The organism is Tateyamaria pelophila, assembly GCF_019966495.1.
GTDB lineage: Bacteria > Pseudomonadota > Alphaproteobacteria > Rhodobacterales > Rhodobacteraceae > Tateyamaria > Tateyamaria pelophila.
The window spans coordinates 38,215-64,382 of sequence record NZ_JAIMIA010000021.1 but is presented as its reverse complement, the minus strand read 5'-3'; the positions used below and the strand labels follow the sequence as shown (position 1 = coordinate 64,382).

Annotated in this window: 24 protein-coding genes; 12 read left to right on the top strand and 12 right to left on the bottom strand. The window is 58.4% G+C overall.

Translation table 11 applies throughout. From position 1 onward, the window contains the following. Positions 1 to 80 precede the first annotated feature (80 nt). Positions 81 to 815: an AI-2E family transporter gene (locus tag LC354_RS09230; RefSeq protein WP_223423157.1), complete on the top strand. Its 735-nt coding sequence runs from the start codon at positions 81 to 83 to the stop codon at positions 813 to 815. A gap of 82 nt (positions 816 to 897) precedes the next feature. Here the strand turns inward: LC354_RS09230 and LC354_RS09225 are convergent, their stop codons facing one another. Beyond that, entirely contained in the window at positions 898 to 1,146 is a 249-nt protein-coding gene (locus tag LC354_RS09225; RefSeq protein WP_223423156.1) for a hypothetical protein, read from the bottom strand. Positions 1,147 to 1,678: 532 nt separating this feature from the next. On the opposite strand from LC354_RS09225, the gene LC354_RS09220 reads away from it, so the two are divergent. Continuing rightward, positions 1,679 to 3,508, top strand: a complete 1,830-nt coding sequence (locus tag LC354_RS09220; protein ID WP_223423154.1) for a GMC family oxidoreductase — start codon at positions 1,679 to 1,681, stop codon at positions 3,506 to 3,508. Positions 3,509 to 3,582: 74 nt separating this feature from the next. On the opposite strand, the gene LC354_RS09215 is transcribed toward LC354_RS09220, so the two are convergent. The 10 genes from LC354_RS09215 to LC354_RS09170 form a co-directional block, all read right to left on the bottom strand. Continuing rightward, positions 3,583 to 5,691, bottom strand: coding sequence for a molybdopterin cofactor-binding domain-containing protein (locus LC354_RS09215; protein ID WP_223423152.1), 2,109 nt, complete (start codon positions 5,689 to 5,691; stop codon positions 3,583 to 3,585). Then, positions 5,688 to 6,143, bottom strand: coding sequence for a (2Fe-2S)-binding protein (locus LC354_RS09210; RefSeq protein WP_223423151.1), 456 nt, complete (start codon positions 6,141 to 6,143; stop codon positions 5,688 to 5,690). The genes LC354_RS09215 and LC354_RS09210 overlap by 4 nt, the downstream gene beginning before the upstream one ends. Next, positions 6,140 to 6,619, bottom strand: a complete 480-nt coding sequence (locus LC354_RS09205; protein ID WP_223423149.1) for an OsmC family protein — start codon at positions 6,617 to 6,619, stop codon at positions 6,140 to 6,142. Before LC354_RS09205 ends, LC354_RS09210 begins: the two co-directional genes overlap by 4 nt. Next, a complete protein-coding gene (locus LC354_RS09200) occupies positions 6,616 to 7,875 on the bottom strand; it encodes an LVIVD repeat-containing protein (RefSeq protein ID WP_223423147.1) in 1,260 nt (419 codons plus the stop codon). The genes LC354_RS09205 and LC354_RS09200 overlap by 4 nt, the downstream gene beginning before the upstream one ends. Next, a complete protein-coding gene (locus tag LC354_RS09195) occupies positions 7,872 to 9,386 on the bottom strand; it encodes a tripartite tricarboxylate transporter permease (protein WP_223423146.1) in 1,515 nt (504 codons plus the stop codon). Before LC354_RS09195 ends, LC354_RS09200 begins: the two co-directional genes overlap by 4 nt. Beyond that, positions 9,379 to 9,891, bottom strand: a complete 513-nt coding sequence (locus tag LC354_RS09190; protein WP_223423144.1) for a tripartite tricarboxylate transporter TctB family protein — start codon at positions 9,889 to 9,891, stop codon at positions 9,379 to 9,381. The genes LC354_RS09195 and LC354_RS09190 overlap by 8 nt, the downstream gene beginning before the upstream one ends. Before the next feature lie 72 nt (positions 9,892 to 9,963). Continuing rightward, the gene (locus tag LC354_RS09185; protein ID WP_223423143.1) at positions 9,964 to 10,965 is read right to left on the bottom strand and encodes a tripartite tricarboxylate transporter substrate-binding protein; all 1,002 of its coding nucleotides are present in this window, start codon (positions 10,963 to 10,965) and stop codon (positions 9,964 to 9,966) included. A 78-nt stretch (positions 10,966 to 11,043) separates the two neighbouring features. Further along, positions 11,044 to 11,829: a sulfite exporter TauE/SafE family protein gene (locus tag LC354_RS09180; protein WP_223423141.1), complete on the bottom strand. Its 786-nt coding sequence runs from the start codon at positions 11,827 to 11,829 to the stop codon at positions 11,044 to 11,046. A 1-nt stretch (position 11,830) separates the two neighbouring features. Next, positions 11,831 to 12,823, bottom strand: coding sequence for a substrate-binding domain-containing protein (locus LC354_RS09175; RefSeq protein ID WP_223423161.1), 993 nt, complete (start codon positions 12,821 to 12,823; stop codon positions 11,831 to 11,833). A gap of 189 nt (positions 12,824 to 13,012) precedes the next feature. Next, the gene (locus LC354_RS09170; protein ID WP_223423139.1) at positions 13,013 to 13,702 is read right to left on the bottom strand and encodes a FadR/GntR family transcriptional regulator; all 690 of its coding nucleotides are present in this window, start codon (positions 13,700 to 13,702) and stop codon (positions 13,013 to 13,015) included. 180 nt (positions 13,703 to 13,882) lie between these two features. On the opposite strand from LC354_RS09170, the gene LC354_RS09165 reads away from it, so the two are divergent. Together LC354_RS09165 and LC354_RS09160 are read left to right on the top strand one after the other, a co-directional pair. Then, the gene (locus tag LC354_RS09165) at positions 13,883 to 14,569 is read left to right on the top strand and encodes a fumarylacetoacetate hydrolase family protein (RefSeq protein ID WP_223423137.1); all 687 of its coding nucleotides are present in this window, start codon (positions 13,883 to 13,885) and stop codon (positions 14,567 to 14,569) included. A gap of 627 nt (positions 14,570 to 15,196) precedes the next feature. Further along, entirely contained in the window at positions 15,197 to 16,366 is a 1,170-nt protein-coding gene (locus tag LC354_RS09160; RefSeq protein ID WP_317849284.1) for a glutamate decarboxylase, read from the top strand. A gap of 372 nt (positions 16,367 to 16,738) precedes the next feature. Here LC354_RS09160 and LC354_RS09155 read toward each other — a convergent pair whose 3' ends face one another. Next, a complete protein-coding gene (locus LC354_RS09155) occupies positions 16,739 to 17,239 on the bottom strand; it encodes a hypothetical protein (protein WP_223423136.1) in 501 nt (166 codons plus the stop codon). A gap of 366 nt (positions 17,240 to 17,605) precedes the next feature. On the opposite strand from LC354_RS09155, the gene LC354_RS09150 reads away from it, so the two are divergent. The 8 genes from LC354_RS09150 (at position 17,606) to LC354_RS09115 (ending at position 26,168) form a co-directional block, all read left to right on the top strand. Further along, positions 17,606 to 18,415, top strand: a complete 810-nt coding sequence (locus LC354_RS09150) for a helix-turn-helix domain-containing protein (protein WP_223423134.1) — start codon at positions 17,606 to 17,608, stop codon at positions 18,413 to 18,415. A 32-nt stretch (positions 18,416 to 18,447) separates the two neighbouring features. Further along, positions 18,448 to 19,719: an ABC transporter substrate-binding protein gene (locus LC354_RS09145; protein WP_223423132.1), complete on the top strand. Its 1,272-nt coding sequence runs from the start codon at positions 18,448 to 18,450 to the stop codon at positions 19,717 to 19,719. Positions 19,720 to 19,781: 62 nt separating this feature from the next. Next, a complete protein-coding gene (locus LC354_RS09140) occupies positions 19,782 to 20,678 on the top strand; it encodes a carbohydrate ABC transporter permease (RefSeq protein ID WP_223423130.1) in 897 nt (298 codons plus the stop codon). Beyond that, complete coding sequence (locus LC354_RS09135) at positions 20,675 to 21,505, top strand: carbohydrate ABC transporter permease (RefSeq protein WP_223423129.1); 831 nt, start codon at positions 20,675 to 20,677, stop codon at positions 21,503 to 21,505. The genes LC354_RS09140 and LC354_RS09135 overlap by 4 nt, the downstream gene beginning before the upstream one ends. A gap of 3 nt (positions 21,506 to 21,508) precedes the next feature. After that, positions 21,509 to 22,999, top strand: coding sequence for a sulfatase family protein (locus LC354_RS09130; RefSeq protein ID WP_223423127.1), 1,491 nt, complete (start codon positions 21,509 to 21,511; stop codon positions 22,997 to 22,999). After that, entirely contained in the window at positions 23,000 to 24,004 is a 1,005-nt protein-coding gene (locus LC354_RS09125) for an ABC transporter ATP-binding protein (protein ID WP_223423125.1), read from the top strand. It begins immediately after the preceding gene. Positions 24,005 to 24,114: 110 nt separating this feature from the next. After that, entirely contained in the window at positions 24,115 to 24,954 is an 840-nt protein-coding gene (locus LC354_RS09120) for a formylglycine-generating enzyme family protein (RefSeq protein WP_223423123.1), read from the top strand. After that, positions 24,951 to 26,168, top strand: a complete 1,218-nt coding sequence (locus LC354_RS09115) for a sulfatase family protein (RefSeq protein WP_223423121.1) — start codon at positions 24,951 to 24,953, stop codon at positions 26,166 to 26,168. Before LC354_RS09120 ends, LC354_RS09115 begins: the two co-directional genes overlap by 4 nt.

Sequence of the window (26,168 nt, the reverse complement as noted above, 5' to 3'; positions counted from 1 at the left end):
CAGAAGCACCGTATCAAAAAGCTAAAGAAGCAATCCGCGTATAGATACTGAAGCGTTTGTTTCGTAACAAACCCTTACCGATGATTGGAGAATTCCTTGAAAAGAACTGGACGAATGTCAGTTCCGATCTGCCCGCTTTCTTCAAGCAGTATATGCATTTCTTCGTGCGTCCGGGCGAGTTGTTTCTCACAGCTTTCGAAGGCATCGTAGAAAGCGTTTCGGTCTTTGCCGTTGCAGTCGTGGTGTCAGGGTTCCTGCACAACAATGCGGACAGACTTGGACGACACAGCCATCATCTGACTTTGCGTTTGGTGGGCGATCACGGCACCCGATTTTTTTCGCTCGCGGGCAGGATCATCCAGAACGTCGCCCAGGGGATCGTCGGGATTGCTCTGTTGGAGGCCATTGCGTTTGGAGGCGCGCTTTTGTTGGCGGGTGTGCCGCATGCCGGGCTGTTGGCGGTGTTGGCACTTTTGCTGGCGATTTCGCAAATTGGCGCTGGTATAGTGATGGCTCCGACGGTGATCTGGATTTGGGTTACCAACGATTGGACCACAGCGCTGCTGTTTACGCTTGCGATGGTGCCGATCTATGCAACGGAAAATATCATGAAGCCGATACTGATGAGCCGAGGGCTAGGTACGCCGATCGTTGTGGTCGTCATCGGCGTGTTGGGCGGCACAATCGCATTTGGTTTGCCGGGGCTCTTCATTGGGCCCATCCTTTTGGCCGTACTTTATGAATTGGTGTTTCTTTGGATCGACGATGGTCGTCAATCCCGTGCCGAAGCTCAAAACAACAGCCCGAAGCTTTGATATGATCAAGAAACCCCGCACGCAGATCTGCGTGCGGATCGATTGCGCCTTGATCGAAGTCCTGCCCAACCCTGCGTCATGGTCAGCGATGCCTTTGGGTGATTGTGAGAAACTGCCCCTGCAGTTTCAAAGAGCGCACGGTCAGACCTTGGGTCAGGTATGACGAGGCCCGCGACAGCGATGGCTCCGTAAAGAGCGGATCGGGCGCGTGTGCGGCCCGACAAGTGGGTTGGCTTGCGGTGCCGTCGGTCGCCTGACCGGCTGCGGCTTGATAACGCTTCGCGGAGGTTTCATTGACTGCCCTGAGGTGTTTGGCGCTTGTGTCTGTCATGGCGGCAGCGCCTGCAAAGACCGAGACGTGCAGCATGTTCCGCCGGTTGGTCTTTATGAGGCCGGAGATTAAAGAATTTGGTCATGAAGCGCTGGACGGGCATTATACTTGCCCGAATGGGCCCATCGCAGCCGCAGCGACATGCCGGATCGTTGTGGCGTTCGATGCGTCCGAGCAACCGGGTGATACGCTTTTGTCCCCAACAGCAGCCGAAAGTGTGGAGTGCGACGAGAGTTCGGGACTTTGTGCCCACGGTGTATCCTGCACCTGCGTCAGGTCACAGGGTCCGAACTCGACCTCGAGATGCTGATCACAACGGGGGCAAACCCTGATGAAAGCCGGCGCCACACGCCGATGATGCGCCGGGATCTCATGGATCGGTGTTGAGCTTGTGCAGCCTCCTGAGCGGAACAAGACATGCTATTCAACTGACCACCGCGCAATTTGATTGCTTTCGACCAGTGCTGCTACCATCCTCGCGGGACGGCTTCGGGAGATCGCGGAGCATTACTTTCTGGGAGGAAAACAAATCATGTCGGATACCTTCGATTTCATCGTTGTCGGCGGCGGTTCGGCGGGCGCCGTCATTGCCGCGCGCCTCAGTGAAAACCCGGATATGCGGGTTGCGCTGGTGGAGGCCGGAGGTCATCCGCCAGATCACGAGATGATGCCCGCGGCAGTGGCAAGCCTGCAACTCGATCCGACGGTGGATTGGATGTATACAGCCGATCCCGGCAATGCGGGGCTGGGATTGATCGACAACATCATGCCTGTCCCGCGCGGCAAGATGCTGGGGGGATCCTCGGGGCTGAACTACATGGCTTATGTGCGCGGCCACCCTGGCGATTTCGACGCCTGGGCAGACAGTGGCGCGACCGGGTGGAGCTATGAGGACGTGCTGCCCTATTTTATCAAAAGCGAAGACCTGACGCCGAGCAACGAGATTTCGGTCGACGGCGCCGCGCATGGAACAGGCGGACCGCTCGGCGTTTCAGTGCGCTCACCGGTCATTCCGGGGTCACGCTCTTTTGTCGAAGCGGCCGAAGCCACCGGCATCCCACGAGGCGACTACAATGGGCGCGACCGGGGTGGGCCTGCGGGTGTCAGTTCGCTGTTTCAGACAACGACGCGCAACGGCATGCGGTCCAGCACCTACCGCGCCTTTGTGCAGGGCGAGACGGAGAGTCGGAGCAATCTTGAGATCATAACCAACGCCCATGTGACCCGAATCCTTTTGTCGGGCGATGATGTGCCCACCGCCACCGGGATCGAATATCGGGATGCGGACGGCAATTTACACAGCATCAGCGCGTCGCGCGAGGTCATCCTGAGCGCAGGGGCCGTCGGCTCGCCGCAAATTCTGATGCTGTCTGGGATCGGCCCGCGTCGCGAGCTTGAGGCGGTGGATATCCCCTGTCAGGTCGAATTGCCCGGCGTTGGCAAAAACCTCAAGGACCATCTGCATTGCGCGATGTTCTTTCCCGCGCCCGGTATCGGCGTGCCGGTGGTCGAGGTTGGAATATCGGCTGGGCCGGACGCCCTGCGCGCGCCTGCCGGCCCCTTGCCCGCCGATCCGGCGGATGATGCCAACCTGCCACCAGAGCTTGCCGGGTTGAAGGCCGAAGCGGAACGGCGCGTGGGCCAATGGATGGAGACGGGAGAAAGCCTCGTTTCGTCCTCGCTCTATGATGCGGTCGCATTCTTTTCGACCGGGCTCGGGGACGCGCACAGCCATGATGCCCAAATCGGATTCGTCCCTTGCGGTTATGATGCTGGGCTGCTTGGCGATCGGCTCCGGATCGACCTCTCGACCTATTTCGAGGATGCCGATGCGTCCCTGGCCGTGACGGCGGAGAACATCATCCTGCTCGCCAATCCGGTTTTGCCGCACAGCACCGGAGAAATCGTACTGGCCAGTTCGGACCCTGCGGACGCGCCGATCATCCGGATGAACTATTTCAGCGATCCCCATGATTTGAAAGTCATGGTGGCCGTGATGCGCAAATGCCTGGACATCATCGACAACTGGCAGGGCGAGGTGAAACCCGGGCCGCTGAACATTCCGCCGGAACTGGGGCGCAAGCATGGCTATGTTCCGGGTGAGCCGCCAAGCGATGCGTTGCTGGAAAACATGGCGCTGCATTACTCGACGACCGTATATCATTTGGTGTCGACCTGCCGGATGGGCGATGTTGTGGACGCAAAACTGCGGGTTCAAGGCGTTGCCAACCTACGGGTCGCCGATGCGAGTGTGATGCCGGATATCATCAGCGGTAACACCAATGCGGCGTCCATCATGATCGGCGAAAAGGCGGCAGATATGATTGTCGCTGATCAGGCTGCAAAACGCGCAGCCGCCTGATCAGCAGGGCGGCCGCGTGCCGCCCTGTTCCAGAATCCGTTCCCTCTACCCCAAGAATGGTTCGGTACGTCTCGTCAAATCTCAAGGGCTGCCTGCGTCAAGGCGTCTGCGGTAAACGGCATGCGCCGCAATCTGAGGCCAATACAGTCGTAGATTGCGTTGGCAATGGCCGCGACGGTCGGGCCGGGGGATGCTTCTCCGGCACCGACGGATGGCTGGTCAGACGTGTTGAGCAAAACGACATCAATCACCGGAACATTGTCGAAGCGGATCACCGGATAACTGTCCCAATCGCGAGACATGATGCCATCACGATCCCATCTGACCTCTTCGCAAAGCGCCCAACTGGCCGCCTGCATGAACCCGCCCTCGAGTTGTGCCGTCAGGCCAAGCGGATCAATCACCCGGCCTGCGTCAGCGACGATGATTGCATGGTCCAAACGGACCTCGGCGGTATCGGTGACCGCAACTTCGACCGCGACGCCGACGCGGGTCATCACGTTCTTGTACTGGGCATAGGCGATCCCGCGGCCGATACCATCGCGCAGTTGCCCGCGCGCCTGTATACGGCGGTCAAGTTCGTGCAGCACGGCACAGGCACGGGGATCATCGAGATGCGCTTGCCGAAACGCGATCGGGTCAGCATCCGCCTGCCGGGCGATTTCATCCATGGAGCTTTCGATGGCGAAAACATTCGCTACGGCCCCAAGGCATCGCATGGCGGAGGTGCGGTGCGGCAGGCCGCGGACAAGGTTCTTGACCAGCCGCTTGTCGGGGAAGGCATAGGCTGGATCGAGGTTCCTGTGCATTCCTGCGTGAGTGCCCATATTGGGAGGCGACACGTAGGCGTCCATGGCAATGGCTCTGAACCGGTTGGCCAGCAATTTCGCGGGGCCCGCACGGTTTGGCCCGGGACGGGGCCGCCCCCGATGGGTGTCGCTGTAGGCCTCGGCAGAGAATGCGATGATCCGGCCATCCGCCAGCTTTGCATCAACCTGAACCGCCATCGCCGGGGCGAAAGGTTCCCAGACGTGTTCGTCCTCGCGGCTCCATTTCAGCAAGATGGGTGTGTTGGGACGGGCCATCGCGATCAGTGCGGCCTCAAATGCCGCGTCATCTGCACCGTTATGACCGTAACAGCCAGAACCCGGCACATGCGTGATCTCGACCTGAGACGTTGTTAGGCCAAGACTGTCGGCAATGGCCGCGCGCAGCGGATAGATCCCCTGGCTGTGGCTGCGCAGAAGCAGGGTGTCGCCGGTCCATTCGGCCAATGCGGCGGACGGGGCCAGCGCACCGTGTATCTGGTAAGGACGTTCGAACCGCGCGCTCATGTCAGGCGCATCGAGCGGCGCAGGGACAGAACCGTTTTGCGGGGTCCCGTCTACCACGCGGAAACGTTCGGCGTTTTCCGGTGCGAGCTGCGCCGAAATATCGGTTTCGGGCAGGCCCCCCCCCTGATCCCAGGTGCAGGCCAGCCCGAGACTGGTCGCGGCTTTGACCACATCCCATTCCCCGGCCCCTGCCACTGCAACAAAGCTGCCGTCACGGATGATCTGCAATCCTTTGGCTTCGATATTCTCGATTTTGGTCTGATCGATGTCGCGGAGCGTCGCCTTGGCATGCGGTGGGCTTATGCGCCGCGCATGCCACATGCTCGGCAGGTCAAGGTCGTGGACGAAAGTGAAGCTGCCCTGAACCATGTCATCGATGCCGCGCATGGCTGGAAGCGGTGCCTGTTCCGGGACATGTCGCGGTCGGCCGGGATCAATCGGCAAATCGGGCGGCAGATCGCGAATGAGGTCGATCAGGTCCAGCCGAAGGTTGGTTCCGGGGCGATGTACGAACCCGTCGTCAATCTTCCAATCCGCTGCCGCGCCGCCGTGTCGGCTCACGGCCAGGTCCAGGATCGTCGCACGAACAGTCGCAGCAGCGGCCGCTACGGCGCGGCCCGATTGTTCGATCGAATTACTGCCCGATGTGATCCCTTCGTCCGGCGCATGGCCCGTCCGCACAGGGGCAATGTCCAATCTCGACGGGGGCAGCGACAGTTCTTCTTGGACGATCCGGATCAGGGCTGTAGATATGCGTTGGCCGATATCGACCTTGCCGGTGTGGATCAGCAAGCGGTCGTCATGAGCGTTTAACCAATCCGAAACAAGCGGGTAGGCTTCGAAGCTCATGTTGTGGTGGCCCGCTTGATTGCCTTGAGGACGCGCGGATGTGATCCACAGCGGCAAAGATGTGGGGTCAGCGCGCGCTTGGTCGTCTCACTGTCCGGCGTCGGGGTGTTCTCCAACAACGCGACAGCCGCGACCACCAGACCCGGCGTGCAATAGCCACATTGGGCCGCCGTTTCTTCGACAAAAGCCCGTTGCACGCGCTGGCCGATCTCTGTTTCGGCAATGCCTTCGATCGTTGTGATCTCCTTTCCGTCGAACACCTCGACCGGGGTCACGCAGGACAGCACGGCCTTGCCCTCGACCATCACGGCGCAGGCCCCGCATTGCTCAAGACCGCAGCCGAACTTTGTACCCTTCAGCTTCAGTTCATCGCGCAGGACGTAGACCAAGGGTGTGTCCAGATCGGAGGCAATGTCATGTCGCGTGCCGTTTATGGTCAGAGACACGCTCACGGCGTGACACGCTCCCATGTGATCTGGACGTCCACATCAGCCGATTTGAACAGGTTCATCACCGGACAGCGGTATTCGACGTTTTTGGTCAGACGCTCGAAGCGTTCCTGAGTCTCTTCGGTGTGGACACGGATCCGAAGCTTTACCCAGTTGAAATACGGGCGCACGCCTTGCACACCGCGACTGCCGCGCTGGTCAACCTCGCCGTCGCCTTCCAGATCGACGGCGGTGTAGTTGAACTTCATCGCTTCGGCGCAGCGGTTGATGATCACGCCTTCACATCCCAAGAGGGAGGACAACGTCATTTCCAACGGCGTCGGGCCGGTGTTGGATTCCTTTTCATCGGTAATCACCACATGATCGCGCACCATGACCACGGTGCGGGTCGATGCCTCGTTACGGGCACTGACGCGCCGTATCCCAAGCGCCTTTTTGGTCGGATCGACACTGGGTTCGAGAAGGTCGGGATCGCTCATAGGTTCATCTCCAAAATTTCTAATCCGCGGTTTCGGTCAAGCAGGTAAATCAACCCTGCGTCATCGACATCGACATCGTTTGATTGTGGCGGGGCGCCGTCAGAGCGAGGGGCCATATAGTGCGCGACCTCTTGCGGGTGGTAGGGATCCGCTACATCCAAAACGCGCAAGCCCCCCGCAAACCACGTCGCATAGATCAGGGTACTGTCGAGTTTTTCGCGGAACTGGTGCCCGCCAAAGCGCGCACCCGGATCACCGACCCAAGGGCAAGCCCGTTCCGACAGATCCCATGCCGCGATCGGCTCCATATTGTTCAGGTCGGTCACATCCATGACCCAGATAAAGCCGTGCAAACGGCCGGGTTGGTGCGCATGTTCTTCGTCAATGGCGATGGCAAACCGTTTGCCATCGATCTTATGTTGCAGCGGCATGACCGTGTGGGTCGGCTCCGGGATGGCCTCGGGGAAGCGGTAGCTGCCTGCGACGGTCGGGTTCGTGATGTCACTGGCATCCAGAACGCGAAACCCGGCATTCCAAACGGCGGCCCACAATTCATCGCCGCAGCGCATGGCGTGATGCAGACGGACGCCGTACCCCGTCCATGTGGGGGTTTCACCACCCGCCAGATGCTGGCCGGGCATGTGCCAGCGCGAGACTTCGGTGGGATTTGTGGCATCTGCCAGATCATAGATCACCAGTATATTTCCGACATAACCCTCCATTTCGGTCGAGATATAGGCATAGTGCGCGTCCATGTCGAAACGGTGCACACCAAAGCCGTGGGTGCGCACGTAGGACAGGAGTTTGGGTGCCGTCTTGTCGGAAATATCCCAAACGCGAAAGCCGCCGTCGCTGTAGCCACGCGCCTGCGCGTCTTCCAGAACGGAGATATCGGATGGTTTGACGCCGAGGGTGTCGGCAATCGCACTATCCTCCAGGCCCTGTGCACGCAGGCCTGCGATCTTTTCTCCCTTGCGCAAGAAGTGGCGTTTGGCCTGTTCGACATTGGTGATCATGATGTCGCCGGCGACGCGCACTTTGTGCGTGTGGGACCAGTCGTCAGGTGGGGCGACATGAGACACGACCGTCGGGTTTTTCGGATCTCTCACATCGATGATCGAGGTCCCCATCGGCGGGTCCATATGGCCGACATAGGCATAGCCATCCTGCACCACAACTTGCCCGCCCCCGGCGATATCCAACTGCCCGATGCGGCGGATGTTGCGCTCAAGCTCCCATTCGAGTTCACGTTTCATTGGATCACCACCTCGGATTTACGTTTGCGCCGCATGCCAAAGACAATGGGCAGGATAATCGACGCCGCGAAGGCCACCCAAAGGATGTTGCCCAGCGTCGAGGAGAACAGAACCATGATGTCGCCATCGGACTTCTTGAGTGACCAAAGAAAGTACTTCTCCAGCAGCGGCCCCAGAATGACGCCGATCAGGATTGCGGCCACATGATATCCCGTGCGGCGTGCGATATAGCCCAGCACGCCAAACCCAAGCGCCAGATACATGTCGAACATGTACTCGCGCGGCACAAAGCCGCCCACCAGTGTGAAACTGATGATCATTGGAGCCAGATAGATGGTCGGGATGGTCGTGACATGGCTCATGTAGCGGCTGAGCGGTAAAATGGTGAAGATCATCACAGCGTAGCAAACGGCCATTGCCATGAACATGCCATAGCCGACTTTGGGTTGGTCTTCGAACAGGGACGGCCCGAAGCTGACACCGTGAAATTGCATTACCACCAGCATGATGGCCGCCGTGGCGCCCCCCGGAATACCAAGAACCAAAAGCGGCACCAACGTCCCCGACGTGACACCGTTGTTGGCAGATTCCGGGGCAATCAGTCCTTCCGGGTGGCCCGTGCCATACAGCTCGGGCGTTTTGGAGAAACTGCGCGATTGCTGATAGGCGACAAAGCTGGCGATCGAGGCTCCGGCACCGGGGATGACCCCGATGACCAGCCCGATGACAGAGGTCCACATGATATGCCACCAGCGCTTCAGCGCGATCGAGACACCTTCGAACGTATCGTGCCAACTGGCTTTTTTGATCTCGGCCTCGTGATTGATGATGATGCGTTTTTCAATGATTATTAACGCTTCAGACACCGCAAACAGCCCGACCAGCGCGGGGATCAGGGGCACCCCGTCATACAGTTCGAGGAACCCGAACGTGCCGCGCGGCGTGGCATAGACGACGTCCGTTCCGATGGAGCCGATCATAAGACCCAGAAAGCCCGCGATCAGTCCCTTGACCATATCCTGTGCGGCGATTGACGCGATCAGCGAAATGCCAAACAGCATCACCACGATCATCTCGACCGAGTGCATGTAAAACCCGACCCGTGCGAGCAATGGCATCGTCGCCAATGCGATCAACGTCGTCAGCAACCCGCCGATGCAGGATGCGACGAAGGAGATCGCCAGTGCTTGCTGTCCTTTGCCCTGCTTGGCCATGGGATAGCCGTCAAGCGGCGTGGCCGCCGCGCCCGCAGTGCCCGGAATGTTGACCAGAATAGCGGGAATGCCCGCCCCCATCCGGGATGAGCAATAGAGCGAGATCATGAAGATCAGGCCGGTTTGAAGGTCCATCGCCAGCGTTAAAGGCATTAGGATGATGATGGTATTGGCGGCCGAAAATCCGGGGATTCCGCCGACGATCAGGCCCAGAAAGATTGTGGGCAGGATGACATACCAATAACCGATGGTGTCAAAGAAGACCTCGTTCAGAATGGCGGCTGTGCTACTATCCATCGGTCAACACCGCCTTCATCGCCGTTTCGAACAGGCCATGCGGGAACCGTGTGTCAAACGCCCAGATGAACACGGCCCAGCCCGTCAGCGCCATGACCCCGGAAATCAGCGCGATGAACGCCGGATTACGTCCTTTGGCCAAAATCAACATGCTCGAGGTCAAGAACAGAAAGGTCGTCAGCGTGAAGCCGAGCCGGTCGATGAGCACGACATAGGCGATCGTCGTGAACAACAATCCGACGCGCCCGGTGCGGATATCTTCCATCGTGACAAGATTGGCGAACCCAAGCGTGCCCTCGCCCCGCCGCAGCAACATCACGCAACGCACGAAGAAGATCGCGCACACCAAAAGCAGCACGCCGCCCACAAGGAACGCACTGACCTGCGCAGTCCAGGGCGAATTCCAAATCGTCGAGAAGAAATATAACGTAAAGACCACCGCGATGATGGGGATGACAAGTTCCCCTCCGATTTGGCGGGGCTGATTATTCTGGTCCGAAGCCATGGGTATGCTGTCCTACTTGCGATCTTATGGGATCATGGACCGGCGGCGAATTTGCCGCCGGTCCGCTTGGCTTCAGGCGCCGCTGAGAAGCGACTTGTAGCGTGCACCAAGTTCCAGCATCGATTGCTTGAAGGCCGCGCATTCCTCGACACCCGCATAGCTGAGGTACTCCGGTGTGCCCTTGGAGGCGATGTAGGCCTCCATCAAACGGGGATCGTCAAAGGTGTCCTTGAAGGTGGTGGTCAGGATGTCGAAACGATCCGGAAAGTCATCTGCCGCTTTCTTGTGGATGCCAAAGGCGCGCGCCGACAGCATTTCGGGCAGGTCCATGCCGTAGGCGTCGTTGATGCTGGGCGCATCGTTCAAACGATCGCCGACGACGTTATTGCCAAACACCAGAAGCGTCTTGACGCTTTCGCCCGCCGCGATCACGGAACCGGATGTCAGCACCGAGAAGTCGACCTCGCCGGTCACGGCACCTGCAACGGTGCCTTTTCCGCCCTGAAGTGGGATGAGGTTGAAATCGATCCCCAATTCTTCGCCAAGCGACAGCAGACCGATCGAGGCGGGGTGTGCCATGCGGCTGGTGCCAACGTTCAGGCGGCGTGTCTTGGCGGCGGCGACAATGTCATCCATTGTCTGCAACGGGCTTTCGGCGCCGACGAACAGACAGCATGGGTCTTTGTCGACCTGACCGAAATAGAAATAATCGTCGACGTCAAAGCCGGGTTCCTGCATGGCCCAATTCAACACTTCCGGACCCATGTTGCCAAAGATCAGATTGTAGCAATCCGGTTCGGCGCGGCCCATGTAGATCTCGTAGCCTACGCGGCCCGACGCCCCGGGATAGAAGCCGGGTTCGAAATCGGCGCCGAGTTTTTCCTTCCAGACACTGGAAAAGGCGCGGAAGTTGCGATCCGCACCACCGCCCTCTGAGGTCGGGACATAAACGTCGATGTTGCGGTCCGGGAATGTGTTGGCCCGCACCAGTCCGGGTGTCGCGAGCGTCATGGCAGCTGCGGCCGCCCCTGTTCCGAGCAGGGTACGGCGGGTGATGATCGGTTTCATAGACATGGTTTCCTCCCATTTTCATATTGAAATTCGCAAGCGCTTTTTTGGTTTTCCAAGGGGGTCGCGCACCTGCCCCGTGGATTAGTTTCCTCCTCCTGTCTGCGCCGATGCGGCGTTGGCAAGATAGATATCCGTGGCACCGGCATAGATCAGCCGCGTTGCCAGAAGTGCGAGAATGACGTTGAGCACGATCCGAAACCGCCGGTCGTCAATGCGTGACAGCATGACCCGCCCGGCCAGCGTCCCAAGAACACCGGCCGCAATCAGAAGGATGATCAGCCAGGCCCAGACGCTGAATGCGAAGCCGAGGATACCGAAGGCCACCGTCTTGAGCAGATGTTGCAGCGTCATGAACATTGCGTGGGTCGCGACATGGGCGTGCCGCTCCAGATCCTGCGCCCGCACGTATGTGGCAACAAACGGGCCGGTCCCGCCAAAGAACATCGTCAGAAAGCTTGAAAAAACGCCGGTGATCATCCCGGAGCGGCGCAGAAACGAAGGTGGTTTGGAGAGGACGGACCAAAGGATGAAAAGCCCGACACCCATCTGAATCCAACCCGCATCGAGCTGTACAACGAGCGACCCGCCGATCAGAATGCCGATCAACGCACCGATGGCAAAGGGCGCCAGCAGATCCAGCCGCATGTACCGCGTCATGATGGCGGCCCGCCCGGCATTGGAGCCAAGTTGCACCATGCCATGAACCGGAATGATTGCCGCCGCAGGCAGCAATGTCGCCAACACCGCAAGCATGACAGCGCCACCGCCTATACCGAAGGCGATCGTGATAAACGAACTGGCAAAGCTGAACGCCAGCAGCGTCGCTGCGGTCGGCCATCCCAGTCCTGCATGCCACATCTCTATCATCTCAGGTATCCAGTACCGATGGATGAAACAGATCTTTCGGGTTAACCGTGGCCGCAGACAGGTGCTGGGTCAGCGAATAGCGGCAGATCGCATCCATCTCGGCCATGTTGGCGGTGCAGCCATAGCTCCAGTAGTCCGGTCCCATGCTGTCGCGCGTACGTTCCATCGCGGCGTTGAGCCAGGGAAGCGTCATCCGGTTTGCATTCCCCAGCCACACCGACCGCAACCGCGCCATCGCAAGATCGCGGGCTTCGACGAACGCGTCGTACAGTTTGCGTGGCAAATCGGGATTGGCATCCGCGACGGACTTGCGGATGCCAATCAAATGCATGATCGGAAAGAACCCCGTTTTTCGATGATAGGCTTGTTCCGCCGCTTCGAAGTCGGGAAACAGGCGCACGAGATCCGGGCTGCCCTCAAGAAACGCTTTTGGAGGTTTTGGCGCAAGCAATCCGTCAATTTCACCTCGCAGCAGCATATCCTGAAGCGTGTCGCCTTCGGAGATCGGTTCGACCACCATGCCGTCCGGCAATGCCAGTTCCAGCCGTTCGCGGCGCACGCCTTCGTCCAGTGCGCCCGTACGCCAGAGTATGTCATCGCATTTTACGCCATATTCGTCTGCGAGGATGCCGCGCATCCACAAGGCGGCAGTCATCTGGTATTCGGGGACGCCGATCCGGCGACCGGCAAAGTCGGCGGGTGTTTTGATGCCCGATCCGGCCCGGGCGAAAAAGCCGTTGTGACGAAACGCCCTGCTCACAAAGGCGGGAATCGCGGTGTAGTCCGATCCGCCCCGTGAAAGTTGCAGCACATAGCTAGAGACCGACATTTCAGTGATATCAAAGCGCGCGTCCTGCACCGCCCAAGGAAACAGTTTGGAGGTGGGGTGGATGTGACTTTGCAACGTGATGCCGGGCACGGTCACACGTTCATCATGCAGCGCCATCACGCGGTCATGATCCCAAGTGGCGAGTGTCAGTTCCAAATGCGACACCCGCACGACACACCTTGGGAGGAGCATTTCATCGGTTGTACAACTGGTGACATCGCCAACAGACAGTCTGATCCGATCAGCGTATTTTCTGCGAAAGCATTGAAATTAAACATATCCTCCTCCCCGAGAAAAGTTTCCTATGATATTGCGTGCAGTTTTTTGTTCTCCCAATATCTGTTCGACGCTGGGTCAGGTCTCTCCAAACAAACGGGCGGCGACGGACCCGAGATGCGTCCGCATTGCAGCGTGGGCCTCCGTCGGATTTCGTCCCTCAACCGCTGCCACGATGGCATCGTGTTCTGCAAAGCTAGAATGTGTGCGCGCGGGGCTCGTCGAGCTGCGCATAACCGTATTCCAGGCAACCGCGCGGCGCACCGCGTTCAGGTGGTCGAAAAGCGATAGTAAAAGAACATTTTCCGTGGCCTCGGCAAGTGCTCTGTGGAAGTTGTCATCCTGCGCCTCGTACGCGTCCCAGGTCGTGGCGCTCATGGCCCGGTCACGGCTTTCGCGTAGCTGGCGAACGGCCTCTTGCGACGCATTCAGCGCAGCTTCGCGGGCGATCTCCGGCTCAAGCGACAGGCGCGCGCGCATGAGCTGCACGGGTGTAACTTGCTGGCTGAGAATTGCCAGATTGCCGGGCCCGGACATCACGCGCGGTGATGCGATAAACGTTCCTTTGCCGACGTGACGCCAAATGGCCCCCTCATGTTCGAGCGTGTCGAGCGCCTTGCGCAGCCGAGCCCGCGTCACGTCAAGTCGCACGATCAGTTCACGTTCGGAGTCAAGGCGGTCGCCGGGCTTGTACCCGCCGTCCTCGATGAAAGAGCGCAGCTTGGCGACAACGTCATCCGCATCGACAGATACAGCATTCATCAGCATGAACTGGACCCTTTATTGGTATACCAATTTCCGTCACAAAACGGATAGAGGGCCAGTAATACGCGCAAATTGGTCGATCAATCAATGTTTTTCTTTTGAAGGATTCCAATGGTTGCGATTGATTTGCAATCGATGGTGGGCTAAGCCCCTGATACATTTTATGAAGAAACCGGAGCAAACATGACCCAATTCGCAATCGAAACACCGCCAGTGGTGACTCTTCCCGTGGCGGGGCAGGATACGTTATTTCCGGTGCGTCGCGTCTACTGCATCGGGCGGAATTATGCAGCGCATGCGATTGAAATGGGTCATGATCCGGACCGTGAAGACCCGTTCTTTTTTCAGAAGAACCCCAACAATCTCGACACCTCAGGGACCTTCCCTTACCCGCCCCACACATCGGACGTGCATCACGAGGCAGAGATGCTTGTGGCGCTGAAAACCGGCGGGACGAACATCCCGGTCGAAAAGGCTTTGGATCATGTTTTCGGGTACGGTCTTTCGCTGGACATGACGCGCCGCGATCTTCAGGGAATTGCGAAAAAGGCGGGACGTCCGTGGGAGATCGGCAAGGCTTTTGAACAATCCGCGCCCTGCGGGCCGCTGCTTCCGGCGTCCGAGATCGGGCACCCCGACGCAGGTCGGGTTGAGCTGAAGGTCAACGGCGAAATCCGTCAAGAAGGCGACCTGAACCAGATGATCTGGAAGGTGCCGGAAATGATTTCCTACCTGTCGGAATATTTCGAATTGGCGCCGGGCGATGTCATCTTGTCGGGAACACCTTCGGGCGTGGGCCCCGTCTCCAAGGGCGATACCATGGAGTTGTCCATTGAAGGCTTGGGCAACTTGATCGTAACCGTCTCTTGACAATGCGCAAATCGATACATCCAACCCTGCGCGTCGGATGTATCCATCAGACAATAGGAATTTACAAGATCTGTTGGTACGCGGAGCCTTGGCCGTTGGCGAACAACATTGGGATGACGCGTCAGAAAAGCGTTACGGCCAGTTGCATATGATCCTTGATCAAGGTCGTGAGGCATCTCTCCGGCTCGGCCAATGCGGTTAGTGAACGGAACCGGAATAAACTGAAACAGCTGCTGAAGCCGTTGACTAAACTTGCTCTTTGGGCGCAATTCCTTCGTCCGACCGACACTGCGCACCACCTGCATCACTGTTGTACCGTTTGTTGCCGTCCACGACAGACGTCTCCTGCGCTTGCTGGGCTGTATGATTTTGCAAGAAAATTCCCGTCCGTGCGAACGTGCGTATTAACTTCGGTACTTCTGTGGCACCTTAATTCAAAGAAACCGCCCTTACGTGTCGGAACAACTCGTCATATTGGAAGATATAGCAATGCAAAAGCCGTCGCGCGAGGACACTGGTTCGGAAATCTACGGGGCGCGGGATATGTCGTTTTCGTTGCCAAAGACCGATTTTTCCATCGAAGGGCGCGACCCGCGTCATGCTTAGGCTACTGTCGGTGATGAACTGATGCGTGATAGGAATACCCGCCAGAATGTCGCAACTTTCTGCCAGACTTTTGACGAACCAAAACTGTATCGCCTGATGGATGACTGCATTGACAAGAAAATGGTCGACAAGGTTGAGTATCCTCAAACAGCGGAGATCAAGGCGCGCTCCGTGCGAAAGCTGGCCGGTCTGGCGATGAAACGGCGCTGGGAGGCGCGGCAACATGCAGCCGAAAAGCCCACTGGAAAACCCAATATAATCAACGGGCCTGTGCAGAACTGCTGGCATAATTTTACCCGCTACTGGGACATCGAGCATCGCGAAATTCCGATGGAAGATGGTCGCCTCTTGATGACCCCCGAAGAGGTCATCGCCCGTTGCGATGAAAACACGATCGGCGTTGTGCCCACATTGGGCGTGACGTTTACCGGCGAGTACGAACCGTTCAAAGCTATGTCCGATGCGCTTGATACGTTTCAAGTAGACAAAGGTCTCGACATCCCGATCCATGTCGATGGTGCCCGTGGTTGGTTTCGTGCTCCGTTCTGCCCGCCGGATCTGGAACGGGGTTTTCGCCTGCCACGAGCCCGCTCGATCAACACTTCCGGTCATAAAATCGGTCTGGCCCCGCTGGGCGTTGGCTGGGTCATCTGGCGCAGCGCAGCCGATCTTCGCGATGGAATGGTCTTCTACGTCAATTATCTCGGCGGCAATATGCGCGACAACGCACTGAATTTTTCACGACCGGGCGGGCAGATCGTCTGCCAATATTACAACTTCCTGCGGTTGAGGCGCAGTGGCTATGCTGATGACCACACTGCCTGTGACGAAACCGCGCAATTTCTGACGGAAGAAATCGCCAAAATTGGTCCCTTCAATATCCTGTATGGCGGTGCTTCAGACAAAGGTATTCCCTGCGTGTGCTGGACAATGCAGACCGAAATGGATCAGAGGTTTTCACTGTTTGATCTGGCAAAGCGTTTGAGAGCGCGTGGCAGGGAGGTTCCGGCATACACCTTGCCCGCAAATCAGCAGGAAACGGCAATCCAGCGTATTTTGGTCCGCAACGGCGTAAGCCGCGACCTCGCTTCTCTCTTGCCTGACCACATGCGCGATGCGCTTGCCCACATGGATAAAAACCCGACGAAAATACCCCTCGCAAACGATGATGCATCAGGATTTCACCATTAAGGGGCCGGTCACCACATCGACATCCATGCAGGATAAAGCTCCGAAAGAGGCGCTGATCCGCGCCCAAGGCGCGGGCCCTTTTGTGACTCTGCGCCATTTTTCATCGGAGCGTGGGCCCAGGATCTGGAAGGCCCGCGACCATCGAAAGGGTCTTGGCACCAGATTTGTGCCGAAAACTGTTTTTCAGTCGCTGACCTTCAATTTGCTGATCGCCTTCGGTTTCGCAATCGGCGCGCTGCTGTTCTCATTTGGGGCTGCGGTATCACTTACCCCATCTCTGGCGCAAGGGGTGTCATTGACGCAGACACAGATCAATCTTGTTTTTCTTATTGGGTCTGTCCTGTTCACGTCTGGCGCGTACCTCCAGCTCATTCAATCTGCAAATGCGCCACCGCTCAGCAGAATCACCACGCCGTCCCGTTCGCGGGTGTTGATCGGCTGGCGGCCTGACGACCCCGGATGGATTGCCAGCATTACCCAGTTCGCCGGAACGCTGCTTTTCAATATCAACACCTTTGACGCCTGGCTCGGCGTTGGCAGATGGATGCGCCAAGATGGTTTGATCTGGGCGCCGGACCTTTTGGGGTCCGTGCTTTTTTTGATTTCGGGGTATCTGGCTTTGGTCGAAACCTCCCACAACTGGTGGTCGTGGCAACCACGATCGCTTGCCTGGTGGATCGTCATGATCAACTTTGTCGGTTGCGTGGCATTCATGATTTCGGCCATCTTTGCTTTTGTGCCACCGACTGGACCATCGGTTATGATCATTGCTCTTTCCACAGGCTTCACGCTGATTGGTTCATTGAGCTTTCTTATCGGCGCAGCGCTATCCGTGCCGGAGGCCTTGGCGGCCTCGCACTGAACAACGATCATGCTTCGTGGGTGGGGTTTGCGACGTTTCAAGTGATAAAGGTGCGCGTGCCAACCCGAATGCCTGAATGCCCGTGGGCACGTGATGCAAGATGCGGGTTGGTCTGGGTTTTTCGCCTCATGCCGTGGACGGCGCTGGCCCACAGGGCTTTGACAAACTCGAAAACGCCCGCGACGCGGAAAGCGCATCGGTCTTCACAGGCATTGATTCCATCCACATCCAGGTCCGCTTTCTTTCGACATGATCTGCGTTTCAGACGTGAACACTTTCGGTCTCGCAAATTAAAATTGACAGGTCAGAGCAAACACCGCAGTCTCGATCAATGATTCCATATATGGAATTAGTGATTCCTAATATGAAATACTTGAATGAATCCGACAGAACGAACTTTGCAGGTCTTGGAGTATATCATGGCAGCTGGTCCCGGGCCGCTGAAGCAGGTGGATATTGCGCGAGATTGTGGTTTGCCGCCCGCGACCCTCAACCGCATCATCCGTTCCCTGTCGGATTGGGGATATCTGTTTCGGACCAGCGAAAAATACGTTGTTCGCAACTTCAGACTGGACCGAAACGTGCCCATGTCCGAAATCTATCTCGCCAAGCTGGACGAGACGATGCGGTCCTTGTCCAAACGTCTGAACGTCTCTGCCGAAGTGGTTGTTGTCGCGGGGCACGAGTTGCTCTGGCATTCCAAAACAGACTATCCAGACCCCAATGTTGTGATCCGGGCAAGCGTGGGCTTTCGCCGTTCGCTTTATGAGCTTGATGTGCTGTCACAGCTTTATCTCAGCCGTTTCGATTGGGACGAGGTCGAGGCGCGCTTCTTCACCGATGGCTTTTTCGAAACCCTGCGCGCACGCGGGGGAACCGGGACGCCCCTGTCTGCTGCGCGCGTCAGGACATTGCTTGCTGATCGGCGCAAGGACGTGTTTGCGGCCGACTTGCAGGGCAACCATGTCGGCATCCGGCGTTTCGCGACCGTGATCCAGGATCCTGATGGCAAGTTTCTGCATCTTCTGGCCCTGGCCGAACCCGCCGAAAGGGTATGTGCGCCGATCAATGAATATCAAGACGCGCTGCTCAAGGCGCGCCAAGAGCTTTCAGAGCTTGTTTACCAAGAAACTGCGGCTGCCCGTTTGCAGCCGAAATATCACGCCATGCCGCTGCGCGGAGGATAAGCGCGGCGGGCTCAATCAACCGGGAGGAACTTATGAAACACTTATTTACAGCGGCCCTTGTCAGCAGTTTTGCACTTGCGGCACCCGTCGCGCCAACGGCGGCGCAGGCAGAAGAAATCAACGTGCTGATGTTCGGAATGCCCTATACCGTCGGTCTGGCGAAACTTGCCGATGATTTTGAAGCCGAAACCGGCATCAAGGCAAATATCGACGTGGTTGGTCAAGACGTTTTCGAGAGCCGCATCACGCTGTCGTTTACCGGTGGCACCGGCGACATCGATGTCGTTCATACCCCTGTCATTCAGGTGCAGCGCTGGATCCAGGCGGGCTGGTTGCAGCCGATGACCGATCTGGTTTCCGAAGAAACCACATCCGACATTCTGGCAGGCCCGCTTGGCGCTTATGACGTCAATGGCGATCAATGGGCCCTGCCCTTTTTCGCGGGTGTTGGCCTGATGAGCTACCGCGAGGATCTTCTGGAAGCCGCAGGCGCCGAAGTACCGCAGACCTGGGCAGAGATGCTGGACGTAGCGGCCAAGATCACGACCGATGATCAGGCCGCGATTGCACTGCGTGCGGTGCCCGGTCAGGGCTTCAACATGTTCATCTTTCCGATGGTCATGCGCGCCTATGGCGGGACGTTCTTTGCCGACTACGAGGGTGGCGATCTGACCCCTGCGATCAATTCGCCCGAGAACCTTGAAGCGTTGAATGTCTATGTCAAACTGATCAATGATTATGGTCCGGCAGGCGCCGGCAACTTCAACTTCGCCGAAGTCAAGGCAGCGGCGGAAAACGGTCAGGTCGCCTTTACGGTCGAGGGCACCGGGATCATCAGCCAGCTCGTCGATCCGGCGAAAAGTCAATTTGCTGACGTCACCGGTATCGCCTTGCCACCGGGTGGTCCTGCGGGACGGTCCCCTGCAATCGGCGTGCACGGCATGGGTATTCCGGCCAGTGCTCCGAACCCGGAAGCCTCCGCCAGGTTCATTGAATGGGCTGTGAGCTCAGAGACCGTGGCCAAGATTGCCATGTCTGAATCCTTTCCGGATTTCACCACCGCCTCCGTCGCTCAAAACCCCGAAGTGATCGCGAAATATGCTGCAATCCACCCGGATTTTCTGACGATGCGGGTCGCGGCCTTGGACTTGGCCATAGGCCATTACCGTCCGTTGATCCCCGAATGGCCCGCCTTGGGTCAGGCAATCGGTGAAAGCGTGAATGCAGCGATCAACGGGCTGATGACGCCCGAAGAGGCGCTGGAACAGGCAGATGCGGATATGCGCGACATCCTCGGCCTGTAGACGGCACAGCTGAACGCACCCGGCGGGCTGCTGCCCGTCGGGACCATTGATCGAGGATCGTCATGACATCGCATGCAACGCCCCGCAGGGGTGCCACATATGAGCTGCAACGCGGCTACCGCCTGATGATGGTGCCCGCCATCCTGGCCGTGGGCATATTCGCCATCGTCCCGCTTGCGGGCATGTTCGGGCTGGCCTTCAGCGACTACCATCTGATCCGTGGCACGAACTGGGATTTTGGCTTCCAGAACTTCGCCAAGATGCTGTCGGACAAGCGGCTGATGAACTCGATCTATGTGATGGCCGCGCTGTCTTTCTTTGGCGTGGCGTTGCAGGTTCTGATCGGCAGTGCTGTCGCGGTCGGGTTGCAAAAGATCACGGGCAAATGGCGGGTCGGGCGCATTTTGTTCCTGCTGCCCTATGCCGTCCCTCATGTGGCCGTGGCGCTCATCTGGCTGTCGCTGTTCACCCCGACACTGTCGCCCATCAACGCCTTCTTTGATCTGTTCGGGATCACCGTGCCGGCATTCCTGACCAGCCAATGGGGCGCGATCACGGCAATCGTGATCGCCGACACATGGACGAATTTTCCCTTTGCGATGCTGATCATCATGGCCGCATTGCAAGGCATTTCCCCCGATCTGGAGGAAGCCGCCGCGATCGACGGGGCGACGCGGGTCAAGACCTTTATATACATCACTCTTCCGCTGCTCGCCCCGGCCCTGCTGATGGTCACACTGTTCCGCTTCATCGACTCGTTGAAACATTTTCCCATGATCTTTGTGATGACCAAGGGCGGGCCGGGTCGGTCAACGCAGGCCACGAACTTCTATGCCTATGTGCAGACTTTTCAAAACTCCAACGTGGCTTACGGCGCGGCAATCGCGGTGATGCTGTTCCTGATGGCGGCCTTGATCAGCTACTACGTGGCCAAGCTTAATCAACGGGTGACGACATGATCGACAACAGCCCAGAGTTCCGGGTGAAACGCGGCATTGGCCTGACCTTGATGCTGGTGCTGTTGGCCTTCGCCGCTGTGCCAACCCTGTGGGTGCTGATCTTGTCATTTCGGGCACCCATGGCCATTTTCCAACCGATCTGGGAAAGCCCGTTGGCGTTGACGCTGGACAATTTCTTCAAGATCACCCGCTCAAACTTCCCAAGCGCGCTGATGAACTCTTTCATTACTGCGGGCCTTTCGACGGCCTTTGCCATGATCGTGGGTGTGCCTGCAGGCTTCGCTCTGGCCAAGGCGCGGCTGTCGGGCAAATTCGTCGCGTCCTGGGTGCTGCTGTTGCTGCGGATGGCTCCGCCGGTGGGCTTCGTGATCCCGCTTTTCCTGCTCTATGTAAACGCGGGGTTGATCGACACCTATATGGGCCTCGTTTTCGCCTATATGACGCTGACCCTGCCGCTGGTGACATGGTCAATGTGGAACTCCTTCGCCCAGGTCCCCGATGAGTTGATCGAGGCGGCGATCATGGACGATGCAAACCTGATGCAGGCTTTTCTGTTGATTGCGCTTCCTGCCGCGCGCCCCGGTGCTGTCGCGGCGGCAATCCTTGCCTTCCTTGTGGCGTGGAACGACTTTTTCTATGCGCTGATCATCACCCGCTCAGGCACGGCCACGGCCCCTGTCGCGGTGATGAACTTTATATCTTATGACAGCGTCGACTGGGCCTCGATCGCCGTGGCCAGCATCGCGCTGACCTTGCCGATCCTGCCGCTGATGGCGATTGCCAACCGATATATCGTTCAATCGCTCTCTGGCGCGGTGAAAGGGTAGCCCATGACCAAACGCCCAAATATCGTTTTCATCATTACCGATCAGCAGCGCTATGACACCATCGCGGCGCTCGGGGCGGATCACATGTTAACGCCCAATCTCGACCGCTTGGCGCAGCGCGGCACGGCGTTTGAGAACATGTACATCACATCGCCCTCTTGTGCGCCCTCGCGGGCGTCACTTTTCACGGGCACGTACCCGCATACCAACGGTGTCTTTCGCAACGACGAGCCCTGGCAATATTGCTGGGTCAAGGATCTGGCCGAAGCAGGCTATCGCACCGTGAATGTCGGCAAGATGCACACGATGCCCATCGAAGGTGCCTTTGGCTTTCATGAACGCCATGTCACCGAAAACAAGGATCGCGACCACCCGAACCTGCCATTCTATCTGGACAATTGGGACAAGGCATATTTCCTGAGTGGTCAGGAAAAACCCTCGCGCGTGACCCAGCGGCGCAAGAACGATTACGGTGATCAATTGGGGGCCTGGGTCTGGGAGCACGACGAAAAACTCCACCCGGATGTGTTCACCGGACAAATGGCCAAATGGTGGCTGGACCGCTACACCGGCGATGGTCCTTACTTCCTGCAAATCGGACTGCCCGGACCGCACCCGCCATATGATCCGACGCAGCCCTATCTTGACTTGTATGACGGGAGGGATCTGCCCGAGGTGATCCCACCTGACCCCGAAGCCCAGCCGGAGCCCCTGCAAGGCTTGCGCGAGTTCATGTTGCGTGATGATGCGGACGGCGTGGTGCACCTGCCTGCGCCGACACCGGAACAATCACGCAGGCAACGCGCGCATTATTATGCAAACGTCACCATGATCGATGCTCAGGTGGGCGAGATCATCGACGCGCTGGAGGCCCGTGGCGATCTGGAGAACACGATGATCGTCTTCACCTCCGATCATGGCGACGCCCTTGGTGATCACGGCCATTCGCAGAAATGGAACATGTATCAATCCACCGTGCACGTGCCCGCCATTGTTGCAGGTCCGGGCGTTCCTGCCGGCAAACGGGTTTCCGACAATGTGGCGCTGTTCGATCTGGGGCCGACCATTCTGGACTGGGCGGGTGTTCCCGTGCCGGACTGGATGGAGGCGCAGACGCTTTGCCCCTATCTTGACGACGGACCGGATCCGGTCCGCAGTCAGGTTTTTGCCGAGCATTCCAACGACGCGTTACTGACCGGGACACGGCTGATGACGATGCTGCTCGATGGCCGAATGAAGCTGGTGCATTTCGTCGACAGCGAGGCAGGGCAACTGTTTGACCTCGCCACCGACCCGAGCGAGCAGATCAACCTGTGGGATGATCCCGCCCATGCCGTAACAAAGGCGCGTATGATCACCGACATCCTCAAATGGCGCTCCGAGAGTGGACTGAAAACACAAGGGTTCGTGCAGGCTTGCGTGCGCGGCGCACTTGCGATGATGTCCCCGCCCTTGCACATCGCCCGCGGCCAGCACAGGGAAGGAACCCGGTAAATGGGACGTATTCAGCTCAAAGGCGTTCAAAAGGACTTTGGCAAGGTCACGGTCATTCCACCGCTGGACCTTGAAATCAACGAAGGCGAATTCGTGGTTTTCGTTGGTCCGTCGGGTTGCGGAAAATCGACGTTACTGCGCCTGATCGCCGGATTGGAAGATGTCACGGGTGGTGTGATCGAAATTGACGGGGCTGATGCCACCGATCAGTCGCCGGGCAAGCGCGGGTTGGCGATGGTGTTCCAGTCCTATGCACTTTATCCGCATTTGACAGTTGCCCAGAACATCGCCTTTCCGCTGCGTATGGCGGGCCTCACCCGCGATGAACAGGCCCGCCGGATCGACAATGCGGCCGACGTGCTAAACCTTACGGACTATCTGGACCGGCGGCCCAAGCAACTGTCGGGCGGGCAACGTCAACGCGTGGCCATTGGGCGCGCCATCGTGCGTGAACCCTCTGCCTTTCTGTTCGACGAGCCGCTTTCAAATCTCGATGCAGCTTTGCGTATGGGCATGCGACTTGAGATCAGCGAATTACACAAACGTCTCGAGACCACGATGATCTATGTCACCCACGACCAGGTCGAGGCGATGACGATGGCCGACAAGATTGTCGTTTTGAACGCCGGTGTCATCGAACAGGTTGGCAGCCCGCTCGACCTTTATGACAACCCCCGCAACCGGTTTGTCGCCGAGTTTATCGGATCGCCCAAGATGAACATCATCACTGGTGCGCATGCGGAGGAAAGACAGGCCACCTCAATCGGAATTCGACCGGAGCATCTGACAATTTCCTCGGGGAGTGGCGACTGGAAAGGCATCGTTGGCATATCGGAGCATCTGGGCAGCGATACGTTCATCCGCGTTGACGTCGCGGGTGTCGTCGACACGATGACCGTCCGCGCGCCGGGCAAGCTGCGGCTTGCGGCGGGGGACACCGTTTTTCTGACGCCGGATATGGAGAACTTGCATAGATTTGATAAGACAGGCTTACGGATCAAGTAAGGCGGCAGAATATGGACGCAGGACAAAAGGGCTGTTGCAGTCCCGCAAGAGAGACCAAAACGAACGCGCCATCCGAGGTCCTGCTTTTCAAGAGCAAGCCAGCAAATCCCATGGTGAAAATTGACATTCCCGGCGGTACGGCGTTGCTCGGTACCAGCGCGCCACTGATTGCCGATGATGGCGAAGGGCCTTTGCGCCGCAAAAAGCTGAGACCCTTTCGCATGGCTCCGAACACCGTGACGAACGCGGAATTCGCCGAATTTGTGGCAGCCACGGACTATGTCACCGAGGCCGAGCGTATCGGCTGGTCCTTTGTCTTTTTCTCGGACGTCCCATCGGATGTGCGCGAAACGCAAGCGGTTTTGGGCACGGAATGGTGGCGCAGGGTCGATGGCGCGACTTGGCTGGCACCGCATGGACCGGGGACTGTGCAGCCCGCGCCCGATCATCCTGTTGTGCAGGTCTCATGGAATGACGCGGTTGCGTTTGCGCGCTGGTGCGGCGGTCGGCTGCCGTCCGAGGCGGAATGGGAACATGCCGCGCGCGGCGGCTTGGGTGATGTGCGGTATCCATGGGGCGATGCGGAGCCTGATGACGAAACCCATATGCCATGCAACATCTGGCAAGGATCTTTTCCTGCGAAAAATACCGGCGCAGACGGGTTCGCACATACCGCCCCGGCGCATTCGTTTGCCCCGAACGGCTACGGGCTCTACAACATGGTTGGCAATGTCTGGGAATGGACTGCGGACCGGTACCGCGTCAAATCGCTGAAAAAGAGCGTGGAGCGCAAGATGGCGGGCATGCGCGGATTCAGGTTGCTCAAGGGCGGGTCCTATCTGTGCCATCGCAGTTATTGCTATCGGTACCGTATCGCCGCGCGCAGCGGCAATTCCCCCGACAGTGCGACGCCACATCAGGGCTTTCGCATCGTTTGGGATGCGCCGTGACCCCGCCCGCCCGCCCCAACATCCTCATGGTGGTGTTTGACAGCCTTGGTGAAACGGCTTTGCAAGAGCACATCGACGTTCTGCCGACACTGCGTGCACTGCAAAGCAACAGCCTGCATTTCTCACAAGCCTTCACCTGCTCCCCCGAAAGCAGCCCGGCGCGGGCAAGCCTATTCACCGGGCTTGACGTCGCGGCCCACAATCTTTGGACAGATGGCGTCGCGTTGCCGGGACGTGAAACGCCACTGCCCGAAGTTTTCGCCCAGAACGGATACGACAGCTGGCTGGTCGGACGCAGGCATCTGGCCGGTGTGTCGAACTGGACGACAGAACATGCGCGGCCTAACGAATATCATCACTTTGACTGGGCACATGGCCCGCTTCATCGGTCCCGGCAGAACGCTTACCTAAGCTGGCTGGAGCATACCGCCCCTTCGATTTATACCGAGGTGTTCCCGCGACAGGCGGACCCGGATGACACCGAAATCCCGCAGGCACACCATGAGGCGATGGCCAACGTGCCGGATCATCTGAGCTTTAATGCGTGGGTGGGCACAAAAGTCTGCGGCCGTGTTGAACTGGGCGGGCCGTTTTTCGGCGTGGCGGGGTTTGTTGTAGGGCACAGCATGGGCGGTGGCCCCGCCCTTGTTGAGGCATTGGACCCAAAAGCCCTGCGGCAAGCCGATGCGGCCCTAGCCACGGTCTTGTCGGGAGTGCCGCAGAACACGGTGATCGTCGTGACGGCAGGGCGTGGTTGCGTCGGCAGCGTTGCGGCGCAACCCTTGAACAATGCGGCGATCCACGTCCCTTTGCTGCTGTGTGCCCCACATCTTGCACAACAAAGCATAGGGGGCCTTGTGTCGACCATGGACGTTGTACCGACACTGTGTGATCTCGCCCAGGTGCGACGGCCCCAACGGCTCCAAGGCCAGTGCCTCACCTCAGTAACGCCGCGCGGTTGGGCACTCAGCCGTTTACGCCACCCCGGGCACCCGCATCAAACGGCGCTCAACACAAAGCACTGGAAGCTGGTTTTGACCCATGGCGAGCCCCGGGAAACACGCTTGTATGACCTCAGTTCCGATCCGAAAGAGGCAAAGAACCTCGCGGCGGATCCCGCCCATCAAGACAGGCTTGAAGAGATGCTCGACCATATGATGGATGCCCGTGTCGCACTTGAAGACCGCACTGAACCACGCATCGCGAAGTTCTGA

Bases quoted from the DNA above. Each gene is read 5' to 3' on its own strand.
- LC354_RS09150 (WP_223423134.1), top strand. From the start codon at position 17,606: ATGAATCCGACAGAACGAACTTTGCAGGTCTTGGAGTATATCATGGCA.
- LC354_RS09165 (WP_223423137.1), top strand. From the start codon at position 13,883: ATGACCCAATTCGCAATCGAAACACCGCCAGTGGTGACTCTTCCCGTG.
- LC354_RS09200 (WP_223423147.1), bottom strand. From the start codon at position 7,875: ATGAAACGTGAACTCGAATGGGAGCTTGAGCGCAACATCCGCCGCATC.
- LC354_RS09215 (WP_223423152.1), bottom strand. From the start codon at position 5,691: ATGAGCTTCGAAGCCTACCCGCTTGTTTCGGATTGGTTAAACGCTCAT.
- LC354_RS09220 (WP_223423154.1), top strand. From the start codon at position 1,679: ATGTCGGATACCTTCGATTTCATCGTTGTCGGCGGCGGTTCGGCGGGC.
- LC354_RS09130 (WP_223423127.1), top strand. From the start codon at position 21,509: ATGACCAAACGCCCAAATATCGTTTTCATCATTACCGATCAGCAGCGC.
- LC354_RS09205 (WP_223423149.1), bottom strand. From the start codon at position 6,619: ATGAGCGATCCCGACCTTCTCGAACCCAGTGTCGATCCGACCAAAAAG.
- LC354_RS09140 (WP_223423130.1), top strand. From the start codon at position 19,782: ATGACATCGCATGCAACGCCCCGCAGGGGTGCCACATATGAGCTGCAA.
- LC354_RS09135 (WP_223423129.1), top strand. From the start codon at position 20,675: ATGATCGACAACAGCCCAGAGTTCCGGGTGAAACGCGGCATTGGCCTG.
- LC354_RS09160 (WP_317849284.1), top strand. From the start codon at position 15,197: ATGCGTGATAGGAATACCCGCCAGAATGTCGCAACTTTCTGCCAGACT.
- LC354_RS09225 (WP_223423156.1), bottom strand. From the start codon at position 1,146: ATGACAGACACAAGCGCCAAACACCTCAGGGCAGTCAATGAAACCTCC.
- LC354_RS09145 (WP_223423132.1), top strand. From the start codon at position 18,448: ATGAAACACTTATTTACAGCGGCCCTTGTCAGCAGTTTTGCACTTGCG.
- LC354_RS09180 (WP_223423141.1), bottom strand. From the start codon at position 11,829: ATGATAGAGATGTGGCATGCAGGACTGGGATGGCCGACCGCAGCGACG.
- LC354_RS09195 (WP_223423146.1), bottom strand. From the start codon at position 9,386: ATGGATAGTAGCACAGCCGCCATTCTGAACGAGGTCTTCTTTGACACC.
- LC354_RS09185 (WP_223423143.1), bottom strand. From the start codon at position 10,965: ATGTCTATGAAACCGATCATCACCCGCCGTACCCTGCTCGGAACAGGG.
- LC354_RS09170 (WP_223423139.1), bottom strand. From the start codon at position 13,702: ATGCTGATGAATGCTGTATCTGTCGATGCGGATGACGTTGTCGCCAAG.
- LC354_RS09120 (WP_223423123.1), top strand. From the start codon at position 24,115: ATGGTGAAAATTGACATTCCCGGCGGTACGGCGTTGCTCGGTACCAGC.
- LC354_RS09155 (WP_223423136.1), bottom strand. From the start codon at position 17,239: ATGATCGTTGTTCAGTGCGAGGCCGCCAAGGCCTCCGGCACGGATAGC.
- LC354_RS09190 (WP_223423144.1), bottom strand. From the start codon at position 9,891: ATGGCTTCGGACCAGAATAATCAGCCCCGCCAAATCGGAGGGGAACTT.
- LC354_RS09125 (WP_223423125.1), top strand. From the start codon at position 23,000: ATGGGACGTATTCAGCTCAAAGGCGTTCAAAAGGACTTTGGCAAGGTC.
- LC354_RS09230 (WP_223423157.1), top strand. From the start codon at position 81: ATGATTGGAGAATTCCTTGAAAAGAACTGGACGAATGTCAGTTCCGAT.